Annotated in this window: 15 protein-coding genes and 1 pseudogene; 3 read left to right on the top strand and 13 right to left on the bottom strand. The window is 69.3% G+C overall.

Annotation, left to right across the window (positions count from 1 at the left end; genetic code table 11):
* Positions 1-328: 328 nt before the first annotated feature.
* On the top strand, positions 329-1,807 hold the full coding sequence (locus U8525_RS31905) for an FAD-dependent monooxygenase (RefSeq protein WP_374270498.1): 1,479 nt from the start codon (positions 329-331) through the stop codon (positions 1,805-1,807).
* Between the two features lie 336 nt (positions 1,808-2,143).
* Here the strand turns inward: U8525_RS31905 and U8525_RS31900 are convergent, their stop codons facing one another.
* The 11 genes and pseudogenes from U8525_RS31900 to U8525_RS31850 form a co-directional block, all read right to left on the bottom strand.
* Positions 2,144-3,544, bottom strand: coding sequence for a family 2B encapsulin nanocompartment shell protein (locus U8525_RS31900; protein ID WP_374270496.1), 1,401 nt, complete (start codon positions 3,542-3,544; stop codon positions 2,144-2,146).
* Between the two features lie 42 nt (positions 3,545-3,586).
* A complete protein-coding gene (locus tag U8525_RS31895; RefSeq protein ID WP_374270495.1) occupies positions 3,587-4,984 on the bottom strand; it encodes a family 2B encapsulin nanocompartment shell protein in 1,398 nt (465 codons plus the stop codon).
* A 55-nt stretch (positions 4,985-5,039) separates the two neighbouring features.
* Positions 5,040-7,298: a family 2 encapsulin nanocompartment cargo protein terpene cyclase gene (locus U8525_RS31890; protein ID WP_374270494.1), complete on the bottom strand. Its 2,259-nt coding sequence runs from the start codon at positions 7,296-7,298 to the stop codon at positions 5,040-5,042.
* 539 nt (positions 7,299-7,837) lie between these two features.
* Positions 7,838-8,140, bottom strand: a complete 303-nt coding sequence (locus U8525_RS31885) for a hypothetical protein (RefSeq protein ID WP_374270493.1) — start codon at positions 8,138-8,140, stop codon at positions 7,838-7,840.
* Between the two features lie 116 nt (positions 8,141-8,256).
* Positions 8,257-9,585 (bottom strand): hydroxymethylglutaryl-CoA reductase, degradative, encoded by a 1,329-nt coding sequence (locus U8525_RS31880; protein ID WP_374270492.1) that lies wholly within the window; start codon positions 9,583-9,585, stop codon positions 8,257-8,259.
* Between the two features lie 125 nt (positions 9,586-9,710).
* A pseudogene (locus tag U8525_RS31875) lies at positions 9,711-9,883 on the bottom strand (type 2 isopentenyl-diphosphate Delta-isomerase); the annotation flags it as partial.
* A 620-nt stretch (positions 9,884-10,503) separates the two neighbouring features.
* Positions 10,504-11,094 carry a hypothetical protein gene (locus tag U8525_RS31870; protein ID WP_374270491.1) on the bottom strand — a complete coding sequence of 197 codons (591 nt, stop codon included), beginning with the start codon at positions 11,092-11,094 and terminating at the stop codon, positions 10,504-10,506.
* A gap of 814 nt (positions 11,095-11,908) precedes the next feature.
* The gene (locus tag U8525_RS31865; RefSeq protein WP_374270490.1) at positions 11,909-13,324 is read right to left on the bottom strand and encodes a DUF3526 domain-containing protein; all 1,416 of its coding nucleotides are present in this window, start codon (positions 13,322-13,324) and stop codon (positions 11,909-11,911) included.
* A gap of 17 nt (positions 13,325-13,341) precedes the next feature.
* Complete coding sequence (locus U8525_RS31860; RefSeq protein WP_374270489.1) at positions 13,342-14,757, bottom strand: ABC transporter permease; 1,416 nt, start codon at positions 14,755-14,757, stop codon at positions 13,342-13,344.
* A gap of 10 nt (positions 14,758-14,767) precedes the next feature.
* Positions 14,768-15,454: an ABC transporter ATP-binding protein gene (locus U8525_RS31855; RefSeq protein WP_374270488.1), complete on the bottom strand. Its 687-nt coding sequence runs from the start codon at positions 15,452-15,454 to the stop codon at positions 14,768-14,770.
* 61 nt (positions 15,455-15,515) lie between these two features.
* The gene (locus U8525_RS31850; protein ID WP_374270487.1) at positions 15,516-15,755 is read right to left on the bottom strand and encodes a hypothetical protein; all 240 of its coding nucleotides are present in this window, start codon (positions 15,753-15,755) and stop codon (positions 15,516-15,518) included.
* A 136-nt stretch (positions 15,756-15,891) separates the two neighbouring features.
* Here U8525_RS31850 and U8525_RS31845 point away from each other — a divergent pair, with 136 nt between their 5' ends.
* Complete coding sequence (locus U8525_RS31845) at positions 15,892-17,160, top strand: DUF418 domain-containing protein (RefSeq protein WP_374270486.1); 1,269 nt, start codon at positions 15,892-15,894, stop codon at positions 17,158-17,160.
* A gap of 530 nt (positions 17,161-17,690) precedes the next feature.
* A complete protein-coding gene (locus tag U8525_RS31840) occupies positions 17,691-18,479 on the top strand; it encodes a hypothetical protein (RefSeq protein WP_374270485.1) in 789 nt (262 codons plus the stop codon).
* Between the two features lie 231 nt (positions 18,480-18,710).
* On the opposite strand, the gene U8525_RS31835 is transcribed toward U8525_RS31840, so the two are convergent.
* Together U8525_RS31835 and U8525_RS31830 are read right to left on the bottom strand one after the other, a co-directional pair.
* Positions 18,711-19,673, bottom strand: a complete 963-nt coding sequence (locus tag U8525_RS31835; protein WP_374270484.1) for an alpha/beta hydrolase — start codon at positions 19,671-19,673, stop codon at positions 18,711-18,713.
* Complete coding sequence (locus U8525_RS31830) at positions 19,673-21,331, bottom strand: PepSY-associated TM helix domain-containing protein (RefSeq protein WP_374270483.1); 1,659 nt, start codon at positions 21,329-21,331, stop codon at positions 19,673-19,675. The genes U8525_RS31835 and U8525_RS31830 overlap by 1 nt, the downstream gene beginning before the upstream one ends.
* Positions 21,332-21,347: the final 16 nt, after the last annotated feature.

Below are 21,347 nucleotides of genomic sequence, written 5' to 3'. Positions count from 1 at the left end.
GCCATGCCGCGAATGAGCGATGAACGACTTCGCCCGTTGGTGGAGCGATTCGCACAACTCGTTCGCGAGCACGCCGTCTTCCGAGAAGCCTTCGGACTTATCTGAGTCAGATGAGGGGATGCTTCAGAGGGGGATGGGGGAGCACTTCCAAGGCAGGCCCCCGCCCAGGTCCTCGCCTGTCCACGCAACCCGGGCAGACTCAGGAGCCACGGCAGGCCTCCCCGCTCTCTCCACTGCTAGCAGATGCCAGACCCCGGCTATTGCCGCAAGCCCCCCCGGTCATGCTCCACCATCACCCGTTTCGATCCAGGAGCAGGAGGGCCGAGAGATGCACACGGACGTGGTGACACAGCACGCAGTGGTGATTGCGGGAGGGGGCCCCACGGGGCTGATGCTGGCGGCGGAGCTGGCGCTGGCACGGGTGGACGTGGCCATCGTCGAGCGTCGCGCCAGCCAGGAGGTCGCCGGCTCGCGCTCGCGCGGCCTGCACGCGCGCAGCCTGGAGGTGCTTGACCAGCGCGGGGTCGTCGAGCGCTTCACCTCGCAAGGGCAAGCAGTCCAGAACGTCTCGTTCGGGCAGTCGCTGCTGGACCTCAGCGACTTCCCGACGCGTCACAATCATGGGCTCGCGCTCTTGCAGGAGCGCTTCGAGCACATCCTGGCGGAGTGGGTGGCCGAGTTGGCGGTGCCCATCTACCGCGGGTGCGAGGTGACGGGCTTCGCGCAGGACGATACCGGCGTCGACGTGGCGCTGTCCGACGGCCGTGCGCTTCGGACGAAGTACCTCGTGGGGTGCGACGGGGGTCGCAGCCTGGTCCGCAAGGCGGCGGGCATCGAGTTCCCGGGCTGGGACGCGTCCATCAGCTACCTCATCGCCGAGGTCGAGATGACCGGAGCGCCGACCTTCGGCATCCGCCGGGACGAGAAGGGCACCTACGCCATGGGCAAGATGGACGACGGACGCGTGGGCGTCGTGCTGCGAGAGGAGCGGGTCGGCACGGGCGACGCGCCGACCCTCGAGGTCCTGCGCGAGGGACTCGTCGCGCTCTACGGGACGGACTACGGCCTGCGCGGCGCCACGTACCTCTCGAGGTTCACCGACATGACGCGGCAGGCGGCGTCCTACCGGAACCGGCGGGTGCTCCTGGCCGGTGACGCGGCCCACGTGCACTCGCCGATGGGCGGCCAGGGGCTCAACCTCGGCGTGCAGGATGCCGTAAACCTCGGGTGGAAGCTGGCCCAGGTCGTGCGCGGCGTCTCGCCGGAGGACCTGCTCGACACGTACCAGGCCGAGCGGCACCCCGTCGCAGCCCGGGCGCTGCGGAAGACCATGGCGCAGACCGCACTGAGCCGTGGTGACGCACGGATGGACGCCGTGCGCGAGACGCTGGCGGAGCTGCTGCGGATGGATGGGCCACGCAAGCAGTACGCGGCGATGATGTCGGGGCTGGACATCCACTACGACCTGGGAAACGGACACCCGCTGCTCGGGCGCCGCATGCCGGACCTCGACCTGGTCACCGGCGACGGCCCGCGGCGCGTGTTCCAACTGCTGCATGACGCGCGGCCGGTGCTGCTCGACCTGGGCGAGCCCGGCACTCTCGACGTCACGCCCTGGGCGGACCGGGTTCGGAGGATCGCAGCTCGCTACACGGGGGCGTGGGAGCTCCCGGTGCTTGGCGCAGTCACCTCGCCCGTTGCGGTGCTGATTCGACCGGACGGACACGTCGCGTGGGTCGGAGAGGGCACGGCTCAGGGTCTGCCTGAGGCCCTGACCCGATGGTTCGGGCCTCCGCGTGCGCCATAGCGCGTTTCGCTTGTCCCAGCGGAAGAGCCCATCCACCAGCTGCTGAGGTCCGAGTCCGGGGGCCAGCCGCAGCATGGGGGGCTGTACCGCACTGGATCGATGAGACATCAGGTTGGCTGTCATCAGGCCGCCTGCCGCGGCAGCAGCTCGCGTCGGGCCTGACTCGGCCGCGGGTGCGCGGCACCTGGGCAAGGACGTCTGCTCGGGCCACCTCTTCGCCTTCGTCTTGAGCAGGGGTGACAGCGTCAAGCTCTCAACAGCCCGGTGCGGCGAAAGAAGACGGGCCCGGTGCGCGCATGCACACCGGGCCCGCTCGGACTTCACGGTGAGGGCGGGTCAGCCGCCGAGCACCACGTTCTCCAGGACGCCCAGCGCGTCGGGGACGAGCACGGCGGCGGAGTAGTAGGTGCTCACCAGGTAGTTCGTCATGGCCTGGTCATTGACGGCCATGCGCTTCACGGTGAGGCTCGGCTCCACCTCGTCGGGGATGCCCGCGTTGTGCAGGCCCACCACGCCCTGGTCTTCCTGGCCGGTGCGCATCGCGAGGATGGAGGTGGTGTTCTCCCGGGTGATGGGCAGCTTGTCGCACGGCAGGAGGGGCACGCCGCGCCACGCCTGGAACTTCGCCCCGCCCACGTCCACCACCGTCGGGTACAGGCCGCGCTTGTTGCACTCCCGGCCGAACGCCGCGATGGCGCGCGGGTGGGCCAGCAGGTAGCGCGTCTTGCGACGACGCGACACCAGCTCGTCCAGGTCGTCCGGCGTCGGCGGCCCCGAGCGCGTGTTGAGGCGCTGCTTCAAGTCCGCGTTGTGCAGCAGGCCGAACTCCGGGTTGTTGATGAGCTCCCACTCCTTGCGCTCCTTCAGCGCCTCAATGGTCAGCCGCAGCTGCTCCTGCGTCTGGTTCATCGGGTCGTTGAAGATGTCCGACACGCGGGTGTGCACGCGCAGGATGGTCTGCGCCACGCTCAGCTCGTACTCGCGCGGCTTCAGCTCGTAGTCCACGAAGCCGCCGGCGATGGGCGGCTCGCCGTGGTGGCCCGCCGTCAGGGGGATGGCCGCCTGGCCCGCCTTGTCCTGGGGCTTCTTCAGCTTCGCCTTGTAGCGCTCCACGTGCGCCTTCAGCGCCGGCGACTGGCTGAGGAGGGACTCGAAAACGTCCTGCGGCAGCACCATCACCGTGCAGGCCGTGACGGCCTTGACGGTGAAGGGCCACACGTCGTTCGACTCCACCACCGCCTCGTCCCCGAAGTGGTCGCCGTCCGCCAGCGTGTCCAGCACCACCGGGTCGCCGTACTTGCCGGCCTTCAGCTTCTGCGCCTTGCCGTGGGCGAGGAGGAAGACATGCTCGGCGGCCTTGCCCGCCTCCACGAGGGTGTCCCCCGCCTTGTACTGCTGCTGGGTGAAGCGGCCCGCCAGCGTGCGCAGGAGCAGGTCATCCACGTCCTGGAAGCCCCGCATCAGCGGCAGCTTGAGCAGCTCCTGCGGAATGAGCTCCACCTTGACGCCGATGTTGCTGAAGTTCAGCCGGTCGTCGCCCACCGCGTACGTCAGCCGCCGATTCACGCGGTACGTGCCGCCGGACACCTGCACCCAGGGCAGGATGCTCAGCAGGTAGCGGGGGGAGATGCCCTGCATCACCGGCGGCGTCTTCGTCGTCGTCGCGAGCTGGCGGGCGCCGGCCGTGCTCAGGCTGGTGCCTTCGTGTGCCGTCAGGGCCTGGTCTGGATTCGCCATGAGAGTGCCTTCCGTTTGGTTTCGAAGTCAGGGGGACGGCGCCTACGAGCGGCCCAGCTCCACGCTCTCCAGGATGCCCAGCGCGTCCGGCGTGAGCACCGCCGCGGAGAAGTACGCCGTCACCAGGTAGTTCATGATGGCCTTCTCGTTGATGCCCATGAAGCGCACGTTGAGGCTGGGCTCAATCTCATCCGGGATGCCCGCCTGGTGCAGGCCCACCACGCCCTGGTTCTTCTCCCCCGCGCGCATCAGCAGGATGGACGTGGTGCGCGACTCGGAGACGGGAATCTTGTTGCAGGAGACGATGGGGACGCCGCGCCAGGCGGGCACGTGGTTCCCATTCATCTCCACGCTGGTGGGGTAGATGCCGCGTTTGTTGCACTCCTGCCCGAAAGCGGCGATGGCGCGCGGGTGCGCCAGGAAGAATGACGGCTCCTTCCACACCGTGGCCAGCAGCTCGTCCATGTCGTCCGGCGTCGGCGCGCCGGAGCGGGTGTGGATGCGCTGCTTCAAGTCCGCGTTGTGCAGCAGGCCGAACTCGCGGTTGTTGATGAGCTCATGCTCCTTGCGCTCCTTCAGCGCCTCCACCGTCAGCCGCAGCTGCTGCTGCGTCTGGTTCATCGGGTCATTGAAGAGGTCCGCGACGCGCGTGTGAATCTGGAGGACGGTCTGCGCGACGGCCAGCTCGTACTCGCGCGGGTGCGTCTCGTAGTCCACGAAGGTGCCGGGCAGCACCGGCTCGCCGTGGTGGCCGGCGGCCAGCTCGATGGCCTTCTGGCCGGCGAGGTCCTGCTTCTTCCTGGAGCGGGCCTTGAAGTTCTCGATGTGCTTCTGCAGCGACGGCACCTGCGCCACCACCGCCTCGAAGGCGGACTGCTGGAGGATGAGCGCGATGACGGGCGTGACGGCCTTGGCCGTGAACTGCCAGGAGTCCTGCGACTCCAGCAGCGCCTGGTAGCTGTAGTGGTCGCCGTCCGCCAGCGTGTCCAGCACCACCGACTCGCCGTACTTGCCGCGGCCCAGGCGGTTCACCTTGCCGTGCGCGATGAGGACGATGGAGTCCGCCTCCTTGCCGGCCTCGGTGATGACCTCCCCGGCCTTGAACTCCTTCTGCTCGAAGCGGTTGGCCAGCGCGGTGAGCGCGTCCACGTCCTCGTAGCCGCGCAGCAGCGGCAGCTCGCCCAGCTCCTGCGGAATCACCTGCACCTTGGCGCCGGTGCTGGTGAAGGTGACGCGACCGTCACCCACCGCGTAGGTCATGCGGCGGTTGACGCGGTACGTGCCGCCGGACACCTGCACCCACGGCAGCAGCTTGAGCAGCCACCGCGAGGAGATGCCCTGCATCTGCGGCTCGGACTTCGTCGTCGTCGCCAGCTGCCGCGCCGCCTGCGTGCCGAGGCTCTGGTTGTTGTCGTCGTACTTCTTCGTGTCGTTGGACATGAGTCACCCTTCTCCAGGTTGAAGATTCAAGAGGCTTCGCAGCACGTCGGGGGCTTCAAGGCTTGGTGGCGCGCAACCGCTCGGCGAGCCGCATCGCGGAGGTGCCCAGGCCGGAGAGGTTGCCGGCCTTGAGCTTCGGCGACGCGTCGTGAAGCAGCTCCGTCTCGGTGTAGCGGGCCACCCCCGCGTGCCACCGGGGGATGCCCGCCATCCACTGCTGGAGCTGCTCCACGTACTGGTGCAACTTCTCCTGCGCCTTCTCATCCAGCTCGAAGGTGCGCAGGACTACCGGCAGCTCCTTGGCCACCAGGTGCTCGAACTGCTTCATGCGCGCCGTCATCAACGCATTCACCACGAGCACGGCCGCGTCCTTGTCCACGTCCAGGAACTTCTGGACCACGAGGACGCAGTTGTTCAGCTCGCCCTCGAATTGAATCTCCTTCTGGTAGGAGTAGAGGTCGTTGACGAAGCAGGCGTAGTCCGCGGCGCAGTTCTCCAGCCCGCGCAGCGTGCGGGTGTGGAAGACGTCCTCGGGCACCGCGTCCCCCTTGGAGAGGCGCGACAGGCTCATGGTGAGGTCCGAGCCGAACGTCTTGCGGCGCATCTCCACGTAGTCCACGGGGTCCGGCACGCGGTTGAGCAGCTGGTTGTTCAGCTCCCACACCCAGCTGTCCGTCATGTCCTGGATGGCCTTGCGGAACAGCATGCGCCCGCGCGGGGAGAGCGGGCCCGCGGTGCGCTTCCACAAGTCCGCCAGGCCCAGCTCCACCGGGTTGGTGGGCACCGCGGCGTTGGCGGCCTCCACGTCTTCCGGCATGAACTGGCCCAGCCGCGCGGTGAAGAGCTTCGCGCCCGCCATGTCCCGCGTGCTCGCGTAGAGAAGGGGGAAGTAGTCGTCCGCGTAGGTGCCCCAGACGAGCCAGCACGCCGTCAGGTCCAGTTGCTCCGGCGTCGCGTCCGGGTGGATGAGCGCGCCGCAGAGGGCCACGTCCGCCGCGTCGAACTTGTGCTCGTCCCAGACGTAGAGCCCCAGGGCGGGCACCACCTCCAGCATGCCCACGCTCCGCGCCCACGCCTTGGAATGCTTGCGCGCGCGCTCCAGGTGCGGGCTCTGGTACGTGCTGTACGGCATGTAGGACTTCGGCAACTTCGTGGGCCCCACGTGCTGGCGCGGCACGTGGCTCAGCGAGCGAGCGCGAGGCCCCAGCCCCAGCCCGCCGGGCGTCAGCGGAAGCCGCAGCGCGGAGGTGCCCAGGCCCGAGGGCACCGGAATGGACAGCGCCGGCCGCTCCTCCGAGTGCTGGTTCATGTAGCGGTTGGAGCGCATGTGCCACTCGTGGCCACCGGACTGCCAGTCCTGGAGGCCGCGCAGGTACGTGAGCACCTGCGCCTGCTCCACCGGGTTGAGGGCGTACTCCGCGAAGAGCCACGGCAGCTCCGTGGCGAAGGTGGTCTCGAACTGCTGGAGCCGCGACGTCAGCAAGTCGTTGACCAGCTCCGCCGCGCGCTGGGTGTCGCAGTCGAGGAACTTCTCCACCACCAGCACGCCGTTGGAGAGCTCCCCCTCCTCCAGCTCGCGCTCGTAGGAGAACAAGTCGTTGCGCAGGTGCACCGCGTCCGAGAACGTGTCCTTGAAGACGCGCATCGGCCGGCTCTTCACCACCCGGGCCGGAATCTCCGCGGCGACGGCGTGCTCCACCAGGTCCGACGACCAGGGCGCGCCGCCCACCTTGCGGCGCATCTCGATGTACTCGATGGGGTTGGAGACGCGTGCCTCGCTGATGTTCTCGATTTCCCACATCGACTCATCGAGCAGGTGCTTGGTGTTCTCGAAGAAGCGCTGGCGCCAGTCCATGGACATGGATGGCACCGTGCGCTGCCACAAGTCCCACAGCGCGCGCTCCACCGGGTTGGTGGGCTCCGGCGGCGGGGACATGTCCAGCGGCATGAAGAGCGGCAGCCGGTCCAGGTAGGCCTGCCCGCCCTTCACGTCGCGCGAGTACTTGAAGACCTCCAGGAAGTGGTCATCGAAGTAGAAGACCCAGACGTACCAGTCCGTGATGAGGTCCAGCTCCGGCCCCGGCGCCTCCGGGTGCGTGTACGCACAGAGCAGCGCGTAGTCCATTCCGTCGAAGCGCCGCTCGGACCACACCTCCCGCTCCGTCCCATCCCGCGGCGGCCCCAGGATGCCCATCTGGTATGACCACGCCTTCGTGTGCGCGCGCGCCGACTCCAGGTTCGGGTTCAGCCGCGCCGGCCACGGCACGTAGAACTCCGGCAGCTGGAACGGTTGCTTCTGCCTCCCCTTCGACATGCACACCTCTCGTTGGTCCCGAGGAGTTGCACTGGCGCCTGGCGACCAGCAGCCAACTCCACGGATGACAGTCTGAGCCGGAGAAATCCATCAATCCTTCAACAGGGATTCGCGGAGCTTGGCGACGGCCCACCCGGCTCAATGGGTGAACAGACGAGTGTTCCGAGCCGCCCGCTTCCGCGGGCATCGCGCGCTCGGCCACACTGATGCATTTGACTCCGCCCTGCTCTTCTTCATCGCGCGAAACGGACGCAATTGGCGTCAGGGGGTCACTGCATCCCCTTGCCGGCGCGCCAAGCCTCATCCCACCAAAGGGCTCCCGTCGTTCACGGGCGAGAAACCCAGGATCGAAGCAATGACGCACAACTTCGCAACCACCTGTTTCACGAATGACTCCATGATTCATCGAACCTGAGCCAGGCCACTGCAACGACGGTGCCAAGATGCACCATGCCGAATCAGGAGTGATCCAAGGTGGATGAAACAGCCAGGCTCCGCGTTTGACGCGTCAGCCGCCGTTGCTGACGCGTCAAGTGGCTTCATGACACGCCCGTCCGCGGCGCCACCGCAGCCGGACGCTCCAGGAGGCTGGCAGCGCCCTGATCGGAGGGCAGTCCCGCCGTGGCGCGCCTCGCCACCGCCAGTACCGCGAGGCCCACCGCGCTGCTGGCCAGGCACACCGCCAGCGGCAGATCCGCCTCCAGCGACACCTTCACCGGCGGCGCGCCCGTCACTCCCGCGGCCCGGGCGAACACCGCCGTCAGCCGCGCCCGCTGCGAGGGGCTGAGCGTCGAAGGAAGCGCGAGCTGACACCCCATCAAGGGCACGGCACGCGCCGTCACGCTGCGACAACGGACCGGCCAGGACCAGGTGCCTGCAAACGACGCGGTGCTCCCCCAACAGGACGCCCTTGCCGGCGCCCAACGCCGACAAGGCTTCAGACTGAGGAGCCGCGGCGTCAGAGAGTGGTGCCGGTCGCGGCCGCAGCATCCTCGGCGGGGAGGCTGGCCAGCAGTTCGCGGGCCTTCTCCACCTTCACGTGGCCCGCCTTCACCAGCAGGTTGGCGATCTTCTCCACCCAGTCGCCCCGCGCCCCCGCCGTCACCGCCACGCAGCGCGCGTGCATCGCCATGTGGCCCTTCTGGATGCCCACGCTGCCCAGCGCCCGGAGCGCCGCGAAGTTCTGCGCCAGGCCCACCGCCGCGAACACCATGGACAGCTCGCGCACCGAGGTGGTCTGCATCAGCTTGAGCGCCGTCTGCACGCCCGGGTGGATCTTGATGGGCCCGCCCACCGTGCCCAGCGCCATGGGCAGCTCGATGCGGCCCACCAGGTGCCCCTCTTCCAGGTACCAGGTGGAGAGCGGCCGGTACCGCCCGCTGCGGCAGGCGAACGCGTGCGCACCCGCCTCGATGGCGCGCCAGTCCTGTCCCGTGGCGATGGCCACCGCGTCGATGCCGTTCATCACGCCCTTGTTGTGCGTGGCCGCGCGATAGGGGTCGGCCTCCGCGAAGCGGCTGGCCTGGGCGATGCCCTCCGCGATCTCCTCACCCGGCATCTCGAAGTCCGCCAGCAGCGGCACGGGGATGCGGCAGATGGCGCGCGCCAGCCGGCGGTCCGCCAGGTTGGAGAGGATGCGCAGGTACACCCTGCCGCCGGTGATTTGCTCGATGAGCGGCGCCACGCCCTCCGCCATCGTGTTGATGAGGTTGGCCCCCATCGCCTCCTGGGCATCGATGATGAGGTGGACGATGAGCAACGGCTCGCCGCACGGGCCCTCGGGGGCCGGCAGCACGCGCACCTCCACGTCCTTGGCCCCGCCGCCCCGCGCCACCATGGCCGGGTGGAAGCTGTTGGCCAGCGCGAGGAGTTGCTCCTTATGCGCCAGGATGTGCTCGGTGGCCACCGTCGGGTCGCCGTAGCGCGACACCTGCACCTGGCCAATCATCAGCGACGGATCCGCCTCGCCGATGAAGCCGCCCGCCTCACGGACGATTTTCGCCGCGAAGGAAACCGCCGCCACCACCGAGGGCTCCTCCACCGCCATGGGCACCAGATAGTCGCGCCCGTTGACCTGGAGGTTGAGGCCCAGGCCCAACGGCAGGCAGAACATCCCCACCGCGTTCTCTATCATCTGGTTCGCCAGGACAGGCTGGAGCGATTCCGAGCCCAGCAGTTGCCGCAGGTCCTCGGGCGGTAGCCGGAACATGCGCGAGAGGTGAGCGAGGCGCTCCTCCATCGACAGCTTGTGGAAACCAGGAAGCCGGGACGTCACGGTGTCAGACATGTTGTTCTTTCCAGCCTTCTGCGCGGCCGCCCGCTACAGCGCCGCCAACGAATCCTTCAACTCTCCGATGAGCCCCCGAGGCCCCTGTCTCAATCAGCGCGGCTTCTGCTACCCGTCAGGACCCGTGCCTGCCTCACTGTGGCCAGGGCCGCCGCCGTGGGGATGCCCCATACGCTGAGCTCCGCCCCCAGCCGCGCCTGTGGCCGGACGCGCGAAGCTGCTCCACGCGCACCCAGGACGTCCCGCCCGGGCCGGGCACGTCGATGTTCCGCACGCCCAGTTCCACCAGACGCCGCGCGCTGTTCCCGGTGGGCTCGACGCCACCCCTGGCGCAAAGGTCGGGATGCACATCCTTGCGTCCGGCTGTGAGGTCCTCGCCCATCTCGTTGAAGTCCGGTCTGCCCTGGGTGGAAGGCGCATAAACGCCTGAATGGCCGAGGTTTCCTGAGCAAGCACGGCGGCCAGGGCGCGAGCCCAAGGGCCCGCGAGGTCCGTCGCCGCGTGTGATCAGCCAACCGGAGTCGAGCCAATGCAACGACGGCGCCATGATGCGCCAGGCCGCATCACGCGTGATTTGAAGAGGATGAAACAGCCAGGCTCCGCGTTTGACACGTCAGCCACGGTTGCTGACGCGTCAACTGGCCTCATGACACGCCCACCTGCGACGCCTTGACTCATGGCGGGGTTCGGTTGAGCCGATCCGGCGGGCAGGAGCTGCTCGGGGGCGGACCCGATCGATTTCCGAGGACCTACGTCGACGCGTTCTCGAGGTGCGAGTGGAGAGCGACAAGACGTACGAGGCGTTGGCGGAGCAGTCCCGAGCCGGCCGGGCCACGGTGAATCAGGTCCTCCGGCGAGACCGCGTGGCGGGCCACGCTCCCAGAAACCGAGGCCCGGTTCTCCCCCTGATTGGCGCTCTCAGCCTGGACGAAGTCGATCCACATCCTTGCGTCGAGCTGCGGTGACCTTACGCGACAGGAAGGACCGATAGGCATTGATGGCCTCAGGTCCCTTCCCCATGTCCCGAAGCAAGTCCCCCCGATTCAAGTAGAGCACGTTGCGCTCGTGGCCTGTCGCGGTGAGCAGCGTCAGGCAGTCGTCGAGGACGGCCTGGGCCTGGGACCACTCCTTGTGGGACCACAGCGCGAAGCCGAGGTTGTTGAGGATCTCAGCCCAAAGGTCGATGAGCGCCGCTCGCAGTTGCTCCACCTGTGGCCTCAAGATGTCGCTCACCACGTAGTAGTACTGGTTGCGCAGGTCCAGGGGCATCCCAGCGATGAGTCGGCCTTCAGCGAGCCATGTCTGGTAGATGCGGGTCCACTCGCGAAGCGCCTCCTCTTGCGGCCCCGCGGTCCACTGCGTGAGCGCACCTTCGTTCGCGGCAAGCAACTCCTGGCGGAGACGATGGAGGTCCTCCAACTCCTTCAGGTCGCTGTCCGCGCTACTCCCTCTCGACCATCCGTTCTCTGCCATCTCCTCGATCTGCGAAAGGGAGTATCCGCGTCCCATGGATGTCTCGCACGTGACGTCTGCCTCGCCCTTCTGCGCGAACGTGCACTCTGAAGACCGTTGCCGAAGCGGAGCGCGGCGGAGGCCTTGCTCTCGGGCTCGGGGACGAGCTGCGCCACCTCGCCCATCGTCGGGCAGCCATTGAGCGGCAGGCTTGTTCGCACCAGGGCTGGTGCAACGAGCTGCCCCGTGCGTGCATCCAGCACGAAGAACGCGTCATGGAAGAGGGGTTGCTCCACGCGGTCACGGGTCCATGGGCCAGGGACGACGAAGTAGCCCACGCGAAGTCCGACCTCAGGGAGCTCGACCCATCGCTCCTCGACGAGGAAGCGTCCTCGGCGCCAGTCCTGGAAGGCGGACGTCTTCTTGAGATTCGCCGACGAGACCTCTGGGGAGGGCATGGTCCCTGCGGCGACAAGCAGTGACAAGCGCAGTGGGAGCATGGACGAACAGTGAATCTACTCCGGGCGCGGTCTCGAAGAGAACGCAGGGCCCCCAGCGAGGTGCCCCGTGGGTCTGGGGAGCGCGGTGGCGGTTGGCATCGCGTTCCCATGCTTGCGCTACTTCTCGTCTCTCCCGGAGGACATGCCCCTCGAGCGCCTCGTCACCCTGGCGAAGCTGCGCTGGCGCGTGGAGCGACTACCAGGAGATGAAGGGCGAAGTCGGCCTGGACCACTTCGAGGGGCGCACCTGCCGTTCGAGGCCGAGCTTGCGCGGGTATGGGGGGCGTGACTTCGGCATCGTGGGGCCGTTTTCTCACAACGGGTAGGACGCTACGAAACCGGGGCAACTTCATTTCGCGGCACGGCGCCTGTCAGGAGATGCGGGGGCGCCCCAACCAGCCCCACCCCAGCCCCAGCGCCAGCAGCGTCGGCAGGACGAGCGCGAGCAGGCCGAGCGCGACCTGCGCCACCACGTCGCGCCCGGGCTGCTCCTCGTAGGCGAAGCGCGGCAGCGCGCGGTGCTCCGCGGCGCCCAGGGTGCTGGCGGAGAAGACGCGCGGCAAGAGGGCCTCGCGCCACGCGGAGTGGAAGCGGTCCACCTGCGCCAGGAAGTGCCCGTGCCGGCGGCCGCCGCTGCCCGCCACGTCCTGGAGCGCCTGCTGGAAGGCCAGCGCGGGCGAGGCGAAGCGCAGCACCTCCAGCGTGTCCTGCTGTCGCGCGAGCTGCGCCTGGAAGGCGGCGACGACGGGCGCGGTCGCGCGCGCGGCCTCGTCCTGGACCGCCAGCGCGGTGGGCCAGTAGCCCTCGGTCCGGGCGCCCCGCGGGGCCAGCTCCGGGTGGTCCTGGAGATAGGTGGAGAGCACCTCCCCGCCGCGCTTCTCCGCCTCCAGGGACGCCGTGCGCGTCGCGCCCACCAGCGCCACGCGCGAAGGGACGGGGTACATGCGGCTCACGCCCAGCTGCGCCACCGCCGGCACCAGCACCACCAGCAGCACCCACGCCCCCACCAGCACCAGCGCGTTGGTGGACGAGCCGAACCCGAGCGCGTTGACCGCCAGCGCCAGCGCGAACCAGAAGGCGCCGTACGCCACGACGAGCCCCGCCCACCCCAACAGCCTGCCCGGGCCCCCGGCCCCACCCGTGAGCGCGTGGCCCGCGAGCCCCGCGAGCACGCACACCCCCAGGAGCACGCCCGCGCGGACCGCCAGCCGGCGCAGCGCCCAGCCTCGCAGGCCCGCCGCCTGCACCAGCACGAGCCGCAGCGTGCCGTCCTCGCGTTCGCGCGACACCAGGTCGAACGACAGCGCGAGCGCGAACAACGGCAGGAGGTAGAGCAGCACGAAGGTCAGGTCCAGCGGCCCGGTGGCCAGATGCACGGGGTGCTCCAGCGTGTCGCGCGCGAAGTCGGTGACGCTCCCCTGGAGCGAGACCTGATACACCGTGGGCAGCAGGTCCATCTGGCCGACGACGAGGGTGCCCAGCGGGCCGGGCGGCAGGAGCGCCTGGGGCTGGACAAGCCCGTTGCCCACGGGCACCGGCAGCGCCGGGCTCTTCCACGGGGGGACGTCCTTGCCCTCCCCCTGGCGCAGCGCCTCCGCCTCTCGCGCGAGCCGCGCGCGCCGCTCCGTCTCCTGGACGGCGAGGGAGTGCTGGTGGGCCTCGAGCGTGCGCACGAAGCGCCAGCCGTTGAACAGGCCCAGCACGATGAGCAGGAGCAGGAACGGGGTGGTGAGGGCCAGCATCCGGTCCGCGCGGAGCAGGCGCCACTCGTGTCGGAGCAGTGACATGGGCGTTTTCTCTCGTCTCAGACAGCGCTCAGGCGCGCGCCGGCACGCAGCGCGAGCACCGTGGTCCACACCAGCCAGAAGCCAAGCAGGAGCAGGCCGGGAGCCTGCGAGCGCAGCGCGTCTCCCAGCGTGCCCGCCTCCACCCGGAACTCGGGCACCTCGCGCCAGAGCTCCGCGTCCGCCTTGTAATCCGAGTCCGCGTACCGCGAGCGGAACGCGACCGCGTCGTTCATCTGCTTCACCAGCCCCTGCCGGTACGCCTCCGCCTGCCGCATGAAGCGCAGGTGAGCCTCCAGGTCGGTGCGGGCCATGGACGCGGACAACGGGCGCAGGGCCAGCACGGGGGCCAGCGGCGAGAACGCGAGGTGCAGGCGCTCCTGGGCGCGGTAGCGCGCCTCCAGCTCTCCGAAGCGCACCGCGTTCACCTTGTTGCCGTACTCCTCTCCCGCCTGCAGGGCGATCCCCCGGAAGTTGACGGGAAGCTGCTCCAGCGAGCTGGCCCCGTAGCGCGCCAGCGTCTCCTTCTCCAGCGCCGCCAGCCGCTGGTCCGCCGGGGCATGGCCGCTCATCCCCCGTTCGTAGTCCTCGGCGAGCCGCCGGGCGAAGTCCTGCGCCTCGGGCACCGGGGCCCAGGCGCGGGCCGCGTCCGCTGCGAGCCGGGGCACCAGCAGCCCGTTGAGCGTCCACAGGCCCAGGAGCACCACCAGCGCCACGCGCGAGGAGCGGACCCGCGCGCTCACCGCCAGCCCCAGGAAGACGAAGCCAGCCAGGTAGAGGCCGTGGCCCAGCACCATCACCGCCGCGCGCCCGAGCACGTCCGCGTCCCAGGCGCCCGCCAGCAGCAGCAGCCCCGCGCAGACGGCGAGCAGCGGCACCAGGAGCACCGCGAGCGCCAGTCCCACCCCCAGCGCCTTGCCCAGCACGAGCTGGTGGCGGCGCACGCCGGTGGCCAGCAGGAGCTTCAGCGTGCCGTTCTCCCGCTCGGTGGTGAACGCGGAGAAGGTGAGCAGCACGATGAGCAGCGGCAGGAGGAGCTGGAGCACTCCCGCGCCGGTGAGCTCTCCGAAGCGCGCCGCCGCGGTGGCGTCCGCCGCCGGGCGGTGCCGCGTCAGGTTCTGCTTGTGGGCCTCCAGGTAGACCGCGACGCCCAGGTAGGGCTCCACGCCGCGGTCGAACGCGGCCAGGGAGGACTCGGGCTTGAAAGCCCAGACACCGTAGTGCGCGGCCGAATGCGGGTTCTTCGCTCCCTGCTCCAGCCAGTGCTGGCGGGTCAGCCGCGCGCCCTCCGCGCGCTCGGCGCGAGCGCTCCGCACGTGCTGCGTGCCGACGGCGACCCCGACGGTGGCCAGCAGGAACACCAGCACGGCCGCGCCCCGGAAGCGCCCGTCGCGCAGCAGCTCCGTCCACTCCTTGCGTGCGATGGCGAGAATCATGGGTTCGTCCTCAGCCCCGCATGTGCGTCAGGTAGAGCTGCTCGAGCTCCGCGTGGCCCAGCTCCTGGGTGGAGCGCGTCTCCACCAGGTGGCCCGCCTTCATGATGCCCACCCGCGTGCCGGACTCCTTGGCCCGGAACAGGTCATGCGTCGCCATGAGCACCGCCATGCCCTCGCCGCTCAGCCGCCGCAGCGTCTCGGACAGCTCGTTGGAGGCAAGCGGATCCAACCCGGACGTGGGCTCGTCGAGCAGCAGGGCCCGCGCGCCCTTGGCCAGCGCGATGGCGATGCCCACCTTCTGGCGCATCCCCTTCGAATAGCCACCGACGGGGCGGTCCATCGCGCCAGGGGCAAGGCCCGCCTGGGTGAGCCACGCCGTGGACTCCTGGCGGGACAGCGCGGGCCGGCCCGCCAGGGTGTTGAAGTAGTCCAGGTTCTCCCGCCCGGACAGGCGCGGGTAGAGCATCACCAGCTCCGGCACATAGGCGATGAGCCCGCGAGCCCGCGCCACGTCCTGGCGCACGTCCTGGCCCGCGACCCGCGCCTCGCCAGCGGTGGGCTCGATGAAGCCGAGGAAGAGGTTCAGGGTCGTCGTCTTCCCCGCTCCGTTGGCCCCCAGCAGGCAGAACACCTCCCCCGCCCCAACGGTGAGGTCGAGCCCCTCCAGCGCGAGGTGTTCTCCGTAGCGTTTGGTCAACCTTCTGGCTTCGAGCATGGTGCGACACCCTTACCGGGCACCACCCATTATTGCAACTTGATTACAACAGACACAGCCCGACTGGCCCGGAAGGACTCACGGTGCCTGCTGGCGGGCGAGCTTGTACGCGGTCGTCACGCCCTGTCTGTGTGGTGCCGTCCTCGCCCCCCGCCGGCCCGCTGAAGCGCGCCGCCGTGCCCACGCCGTCCACGAAGTCCGTGGCCGTGCCGCACCGCGACCACGTGACCACCTGGCCCCAGGTCACCTGCACCAGCTCCACGGGCCGCAGCGCGATGACCATGGCGCCCTGCGCATGAGGGGCTGCCCCCCGGACCAACCCGGGCCTGGAGCGGCGCTCCGGACCCGGCGACGGCGAGACCTTCAAAAACGCAACTGAGTTGCACTATCCTGGAGCTATCCGGCTCAGGAGCGAGGTCATGGCTGAATCCAGGTTGCACCCTCACGACGACCTGGCGCCGGTGGGCGGCGGCGAGCGCATCGAGCTGCTGGACATGGTGCGCGGCTTCGCGCTGGCCGGCATCCTCCTCGCCAACCTGGTGAGCTTCGCCGGTTATTACGTGACGAGCCCGGCGCGGCTCGCGGCGTCACCCACGGCCCGGCTCGACGCGCTGACGGTCGCGTGGATGAACCTGGCGGTGGAGGGGAAGTTCTACTCTCTCTTCTCGCTGCTGTTCGGCGTGGGGTTCGCCCTCCAGATGCGGCGCACGGAGCAGCGAGGCGCGGACTTCCGGCGCCTGTTCCTCCGGAGGATGGGAGCGCTGCTGGGCCTGGGCCTCTTCCATCTCCTCCTCCTGTGGCACGGGGACATCCTCACGCTCTATGCCCTGATGGGAATGGTCCTCCTGCTGTTCCGCCGGGTGTCCGACCACGCCCTGGCGGGCTGGACGGTGGGGCTGCTCTTCATTCCGCTGCTCCTCCAACTCGCGATGATGAGCACGGGGAGCGCGCTGGACCCGACGCCCCCGTTCCAGGCGCTGTCCCGGGCGATCCAGGACGTCGCTGGCGGGCCCGGGGCGACGCTCTTCAGCCTGCGCTCGTCGGACGACGCCGGGCAGGTCTTCCTGGGCAACCTCGCGAACGCCGTCCAGCGCCCGGGCAGCTACCTGCGGACGGGACGGCCGGCGCAGGTCCTCTCGATGTTCGTGCTCGGCGTCTGGGTGGCGCGGCAGCTGCTGCCGGACCCGCTGCGCCACCGGCGGCTGCTCGTCCGGGTCCTCGCGGGAGGACTGCTGCTCGGGGTGCCGGCCAACGCCGTCTACGCGTGGAGCTCGGCGAGGACGGGGGCGTCCTTCGCGCTCACGCCAGCGGGGCTGGCGCAGACGGCCGCCTACGCGGTGGGCGTGGTCCCCCTGGCGCTGGCGTACGCCTCCGGGCTGGCGCTGCTCTGGGGCACGATGCCGGGGCGCCGGGTGCTGTCCTGCTTCGTCCCGCTCGGGCGGATGGCGTTGACGAACTACCTGGGACAGACCCTGCTGGGGCTCCTGCTCTTCTACGGGTATGGGCTGAACCTCATGGGGAAGGTGGGGATGGTGTGGGTGCTCCCCCTCACCGCCCTCGTGCTGCTGGCGCAGTGGGGCGTCAGCGTCCTCTGGCTGCGCCATCACGCACATGGGCCAGTGGAGGCGCTGTGGCGGCGACTCACGTATGGGCGCGCGGCGCCGCGTCCGCGGGTCTCCACCACGTGACGTCATCCGCTTCGAAGGCGAGGTCCCGCAGGAAGCTCTGGGTCAGCTGGTCCACCGAGGCGCCGGCGTTGCGCTCCAGCGACTGACCGGATTGCACGCGGGACGAATCCAGCGCGGAGGTCACCATGCGAATCGCACGCGGCCCGCGCGGGTGTCACCATGCAGGCCCGCTGCGGTGCCAGGGGCCCTGTCCTGCCATCGCTGTGGTGAAGCGAGTTCTCAGTCTCCATTTCTCCGCTGCTGGCGTTCAAGACGCTGCACGTTCCAGTACTCCAGCCCTGTCACGACAGCAAAGAACACAACCAAGGCAAGACTTCCCCGCCTCAGCCAGGCAACATCCAGAACCAACGAAAGCAAGAGAATGGCAACAAGACACAGGACCAACCTAACTCCGCTGCGGACGCGAACGGCTGACTGCTGAATCCGGGTATGGGTCCTCACGCTCTCGCCACTCCTGTTCCCGCTCCGCCGGTAGAGAGTGACCCACTCCGGTGCACGCACCTTCTTTCGAGCATCCATTCCCTTCCAATATGCCTTCACGTTCCTGGCACCGTGCCATCGGCCTCACCGCGACCCTGGGCCTTTGCGCTTGCGGTGGACCTGACAATACCTACCTGCTCGACTTCGGTTACAGCTCGGACACCATCCTGGTGGCACCGGACGACAGCATCAAGCTGGCCCCGGACACCTTCGCCTCGTCCGACGGTCTCTTCTTCACGGTGGAGACCGTGACCTTCAGGCTGGCAGACCTGCGGCTGGACCTGCCGCCCGAGGTGCGCTGCGAGGACTATGACGAGGTGCTCTCCCCTGAGATGTCCTGCGAGGACTCCGTGGTCCTGCCTGGCGTGCTTCACCTCCCGGGCCCCGTGGAGGTGGGCACCGACAAGCGGCTGTCCGTAGGGGGCGAGCAGGTGTTCATCCCCCGCGTCTACTATCCCGCCATCGACACGCGGTGGGTCCCGGGGACACCGGAGCACCCCAGCTTCCAGCTTCGTGCGCGCTTCACCTATCAGGGGGACCCCCACGTGCTGGAGTTCGCCTTCCAGTCGGACGAGCCCATGCGCTTCGAACACCGGGGCGTGTCGACGGGACTGCCCAAGGAGTTCTCGGATCATCCCGCCGCTTTCGGCGGAAGCCTGGACATGGACGGCTGGCTGAAGAGCACCGACATCTCGGGCTGTCTGGCGGCTGGGGACCTGACCCTGGACGGGAACGTGCTACGGCTGGAGACCGGACGGAACACCTGCGCGGATGCCGCCACGAACATGCGGCTCAACATCCAGCAGAGTGGCGACCTGTTCACCGGGCTGCGCCTGTAGACACGCTCCCCTCCGCACGGTGAGCCAGAGCTGGTCAGGCGTTGACGACGCCAGCACGCTCACGTCGCCACGGGGTCCCCCCTGGCTCAACGGCGCCAAGCCCTACCCGCTTGAAGGGCTTGCCCAGCCCCCCTCTCGACTCCCGGCCCTCAGAGCGTTTGAGTCCTCTCAGAGGGCGGCGGGGACAACCTGCCCACGGGAGCGGGTGACGCTCGGTGTCCCCTTCCCCGGTCAGTCGGCGCCTGGAAGCAGGGAGGGGGCGGAGAAGAAGAGCAGCCCACGGTTCAACATGGGGAGCCATGCGCTGTAGTGGTCGTCTCCCACGAGCTCCATGTACCGGACCTCGACCCCGCCGCCCATCTCCGCGAGCTCCCTGGCGAGCTCGCGGGTGTTGTCGACCATCCGTCGCTCGGCGGCCAACATGCCCCGCGCCCCCGCGCTCTTGCGCGGCTTCTGCTCAAGCCCGCCTACCGTGAGCAGCACGCGCGCCTTCACCGGTGCCCGTGCGGACCGGGCGAGGAAGGCCTTCTCTTCCGTGAGCACGTAGCGGTCGTTCCACCAGATGGACGGGCTCCCCGCGATGAAGGTGTCGAAGGCCGTCGGCCTCGTGAAGAGCGCATGCAGCACCAGGAGCCCTCCATACGAGTGGCCCATCAGCGCGGTGCGCGAGGTGTCGAGCGGCAGTCGCGACGCGAGCGCGGGCTCGAGCTCCTGCTTCAGGAAGTCCAGGAAGCGGTCCGCGCCCCCCTGCTTCCTGGAGAACCGATCCCCCGTGTTCGAGAGGTCCGGAGCTGGCGGCGTGTAGTCCTCACCGCGTGCCTGCTCGTTGTGGGCCGGGTCTCCCGGATAGGTCAGCCCGACGATGACGGGCGTCGCCGCCGCGACGCCAAAGCCTCGCGCGAGCTTGGGGAGGGCGCGCGTGAGACGGTCCAGGGTGGGAAAGTGCTCGCCGCCATCCAGGAGGTAGATGACCGGATGGCCGGCGGCGGGCGCTGGCCCCTCGGGGACGGCCACGTACACCCTGTGGGTGCGGCCCGTGGAGGCCGAGTCGAAGTCGAACTGGAAGGCGCCCGGGAGCGTCAGCGGAGCCCAGTCCGTCCGCGCTACCGGCGCTGCCGGCGCGCCCCGTGGCGCCGGGCCCGTGGCACAGCTCGCGGTCAGCAGGCCCACCGCGAGAAACAGGTGGATACGCATCAGGCAACCTCCCCTTCGGGTATGTCCGTTTCCAGGCCCGTGCTCGCGGGAGATGCGCCAAGAGACCAGACGCTGTCCTCCGGCCCCGCATGCGCGCGTCGGGCCGTCGCCCGCGCCATCCACGCGAAGCAGAAGGCGCCTGCCAGCGCCGTGAGGTCGACGCCCAGCGCGTCCCACGTCGCCCAGGGTCCCAGGACCGGGGCGAGCCAGCCCACCAGGGTGGTGAGCGGGATGGCCAGGGTGAAGAGCGCCGCGCCCCACAACAGCTCGATGGCCGCGCGGGCCGGACCGCGCACCCACGCATAGACGATGGAGGCGAAGAAGACCGCGTAGTAGCCGCACTGGTGGAAGACGCGCAGGTCCGAGACGTGCCCCTGGAGCCACTTGGCCAGCACCAGGGTGAAGGAGATCCCGCTCACGCATCCCAGGCAGACGCCCACCGTGGTGGCCGCCATCCAGCGGACGTCCCGCCGCTGGAGGGGCGCTTGACCTGGCACCCTCGCCTTCTTGCGGCGCGTCTCCACCCAGAGCACGTTCCCGCTATAGAACAGCCACGCTCCACTGAGCGCGAGGAGGAAGTAGATCCACTTCACCGGCAGGCCTCCGAAGGAACCGAAGTGCAGGGCGAAGAAGCTGGCGATGAGCGTGGAGGGGCCGGTCAGCCTCCCCGGAAGGAAGTCGGTGGACAGCACCTTTCCGCTGTACGGGTCGAGCGCCAGGAAGCCCCCGAGGGAGCGCGGGGAGAGGGCCGCGGGGTCATGCCCCCAGACGCGCACCAGGGCGCGAGGTGACGCGACCCGGACGTACTGGAGCGCATGGGGCTCGAAGGAGGGAGCGACGGTCCTCGCCAGGGAGAGGAGCTCGGCGGGAGGGAGCATCGTCGCGGGCTCAGGGGCCGGAGCGGTCCTGGCGCCCCCTGTCGGCGGCCCCAGGGCGGCGCGCAGGGTGCCGCCGTGGATGAGCTTGTCCTGCACGAAGTAGATGCCGTCGTGCAGGCCGAAGACGCACGCGGTGATCGCGATCAGCAGGTGAAAGGGAAGGCTCGCGATTCCCACCACGTTGTGGACGTCCATCCACAGCCGCTTGAGGCCCTTGCCCAGCCGCAGCGCGAAGAAGTCCCTCACCAGGGACGGCAGGACGATGACCAGCCCCGACACGAGCGCGAGCGCGTAGAGCAGGGACAGGATGCCGGTCACGAGCCGCCCCAGCTCCGTGTCGAACGGCAGGCCCACGACCCGGTGCAGGACGTCGATGAACTCGCCCACCTTGGTGGGGTGCCCTTCAGCGACGACGGACGAACCATCCGCCCGGAGCGTGGCGTAGAACCGGCGCTCTTCGAGCACATCGTGGCCCTCTCCCCCTTCGTTCCGGCGCCAGCTCATCGGCGAGGGGCCCCACTCGGGCGCGTCCGCGAGGACGAGCGTGAAGTCCTCCGCCGCCTTGGGGTGCTCGGCGAGGGTGGTCTTCACCAGCGCGTGCAGCTCGGCGGACGACAGGGGTGCCGGGGCGCGCTCGCCGGGCGGGGTCGCCCAGCGCGCCAGCGCGTCCTTGAAGACCGTGAAGCCCCCTGCGTAGAAGCAGATGAAGAGCCCCAGCCCGGCGACGATGCCAGTCCACGTGTGGACGACCTTGTAGAGACGGATGATGGCGGAGCGCATGTTGGGGAATCCGGTG

The organism is Corallococcus sp. RDP092CA, assembly GCF_041903675.1.
Taxonomy (GTDB): Bacteria; Myxococcota; Myxococcia; order Myxococcales; family Myxococcaceae; genus Corallococcus.
The sequence above is the reverse complement of the archived record's forward strand: the minus strand, read 5'-3'. Positions and strand labels throughout refer to the sequence as shown.

What these genes read in the sequence shown, in the direction of transcription:
- U8525_RS31905 (WP_374270498.1), top strand. Translation starts at nt 329, where the DNA reads ATGCACACGGACGTGGTGACACAGCACGCAGTGGTGATTGCGGGAGGG.
- U8525_RS31900 (WP_374270496.1), bottom strand. Translation starts at nt 3,544, where the DNA reads ATGGCGAATCCAGACCAGGCCCTGACGGCACACGAAGGCACCAGCCTG.
- U8525_RS31895 (WP_374270495.1), bottom strand. Translation starts at nt 4,984, where the DNA reads ATGTCCAACGACACGAAGAAGTACGACGACAACAACCAGAGCCTCGGC.
- U8525_RS31890 (WP_374270494.1), bottom strand. Translation starts at nt 7,298, where the DNA reads ATGTCGAAGGGGAGGCAGAAGCAACCGTTCCAGCTGCCGGAGTTCTAC.
- U8525_RS31880 (WP_374270492.1), bottom strand. Translation starts at nt 9,585, where the DNA reads ATGTCTGACACCGTGACGTCCCGGCTTCCTGGTTTCCACAAGCTGTCG.
- U8525_RS31870 (WP_374270491.1), bottom strand. Translation starts at nt 11,094, where the DNA reads ATGGGACGCGGATACTCCCTTTCGCAGATCGAGGAGATGGCAGAGAAC.
- U8525_RS31865 (WP_374270490.1), bottom strand. Translation starts at nt 13,324, where the DNA reads ATGTCACTGCTCCGACACGAGTGGCGCCTGCTCCGCGCGGACCGGATG.
- U8525_RS31860 (WP_374270489.1), bottom strand. Translation starts at nt 14,757, where the DNA reads ATGATTCTCGCCATCGCACGCAAGGAGTGGACGGAGCTGCTGCGCGAC.
- U8525_RS31850 (WP_374270487.1), bottom strand. Translation starts at nt 15,755, where the DNA reads ATGGTCATCGCGCTGCGGCCCGTGGAGCTGGTGCAGGTGACCTGGGGC.
- U8525_RS31845 (WP_374270486.1), top strand. Translation starts at nt 15,892, where the DNA reads ATGGCTGAATCCAGGTTGCACCCTCACGACGACCTGGCGCCGGTGGGC.
- U8525_RS31840 (WP_374270485.1), top strand. Translation starts at nt 17,691, where the DNA reads ATGCCTTCACGTTCCTGGCACCGTGCCATCGGCCTCACCGCGACCCTG.
- U8525_RS31835 (WP_374270484.1), bottom strand. Translation starts at nt 19,673, where the DNA reads ATGCGTATCCACCTGTTTCTCGCGGTGGGCCTGCTGACCGCGAGCTGT.
- U8525_RS31830 (WP_374270483.1), bottom strand. Translation starts at nt 21,331, where the DNA reads ATGCGCTCCGCCATCATCCGTCTCTACAAGGTCGTCCACACGTGGACT.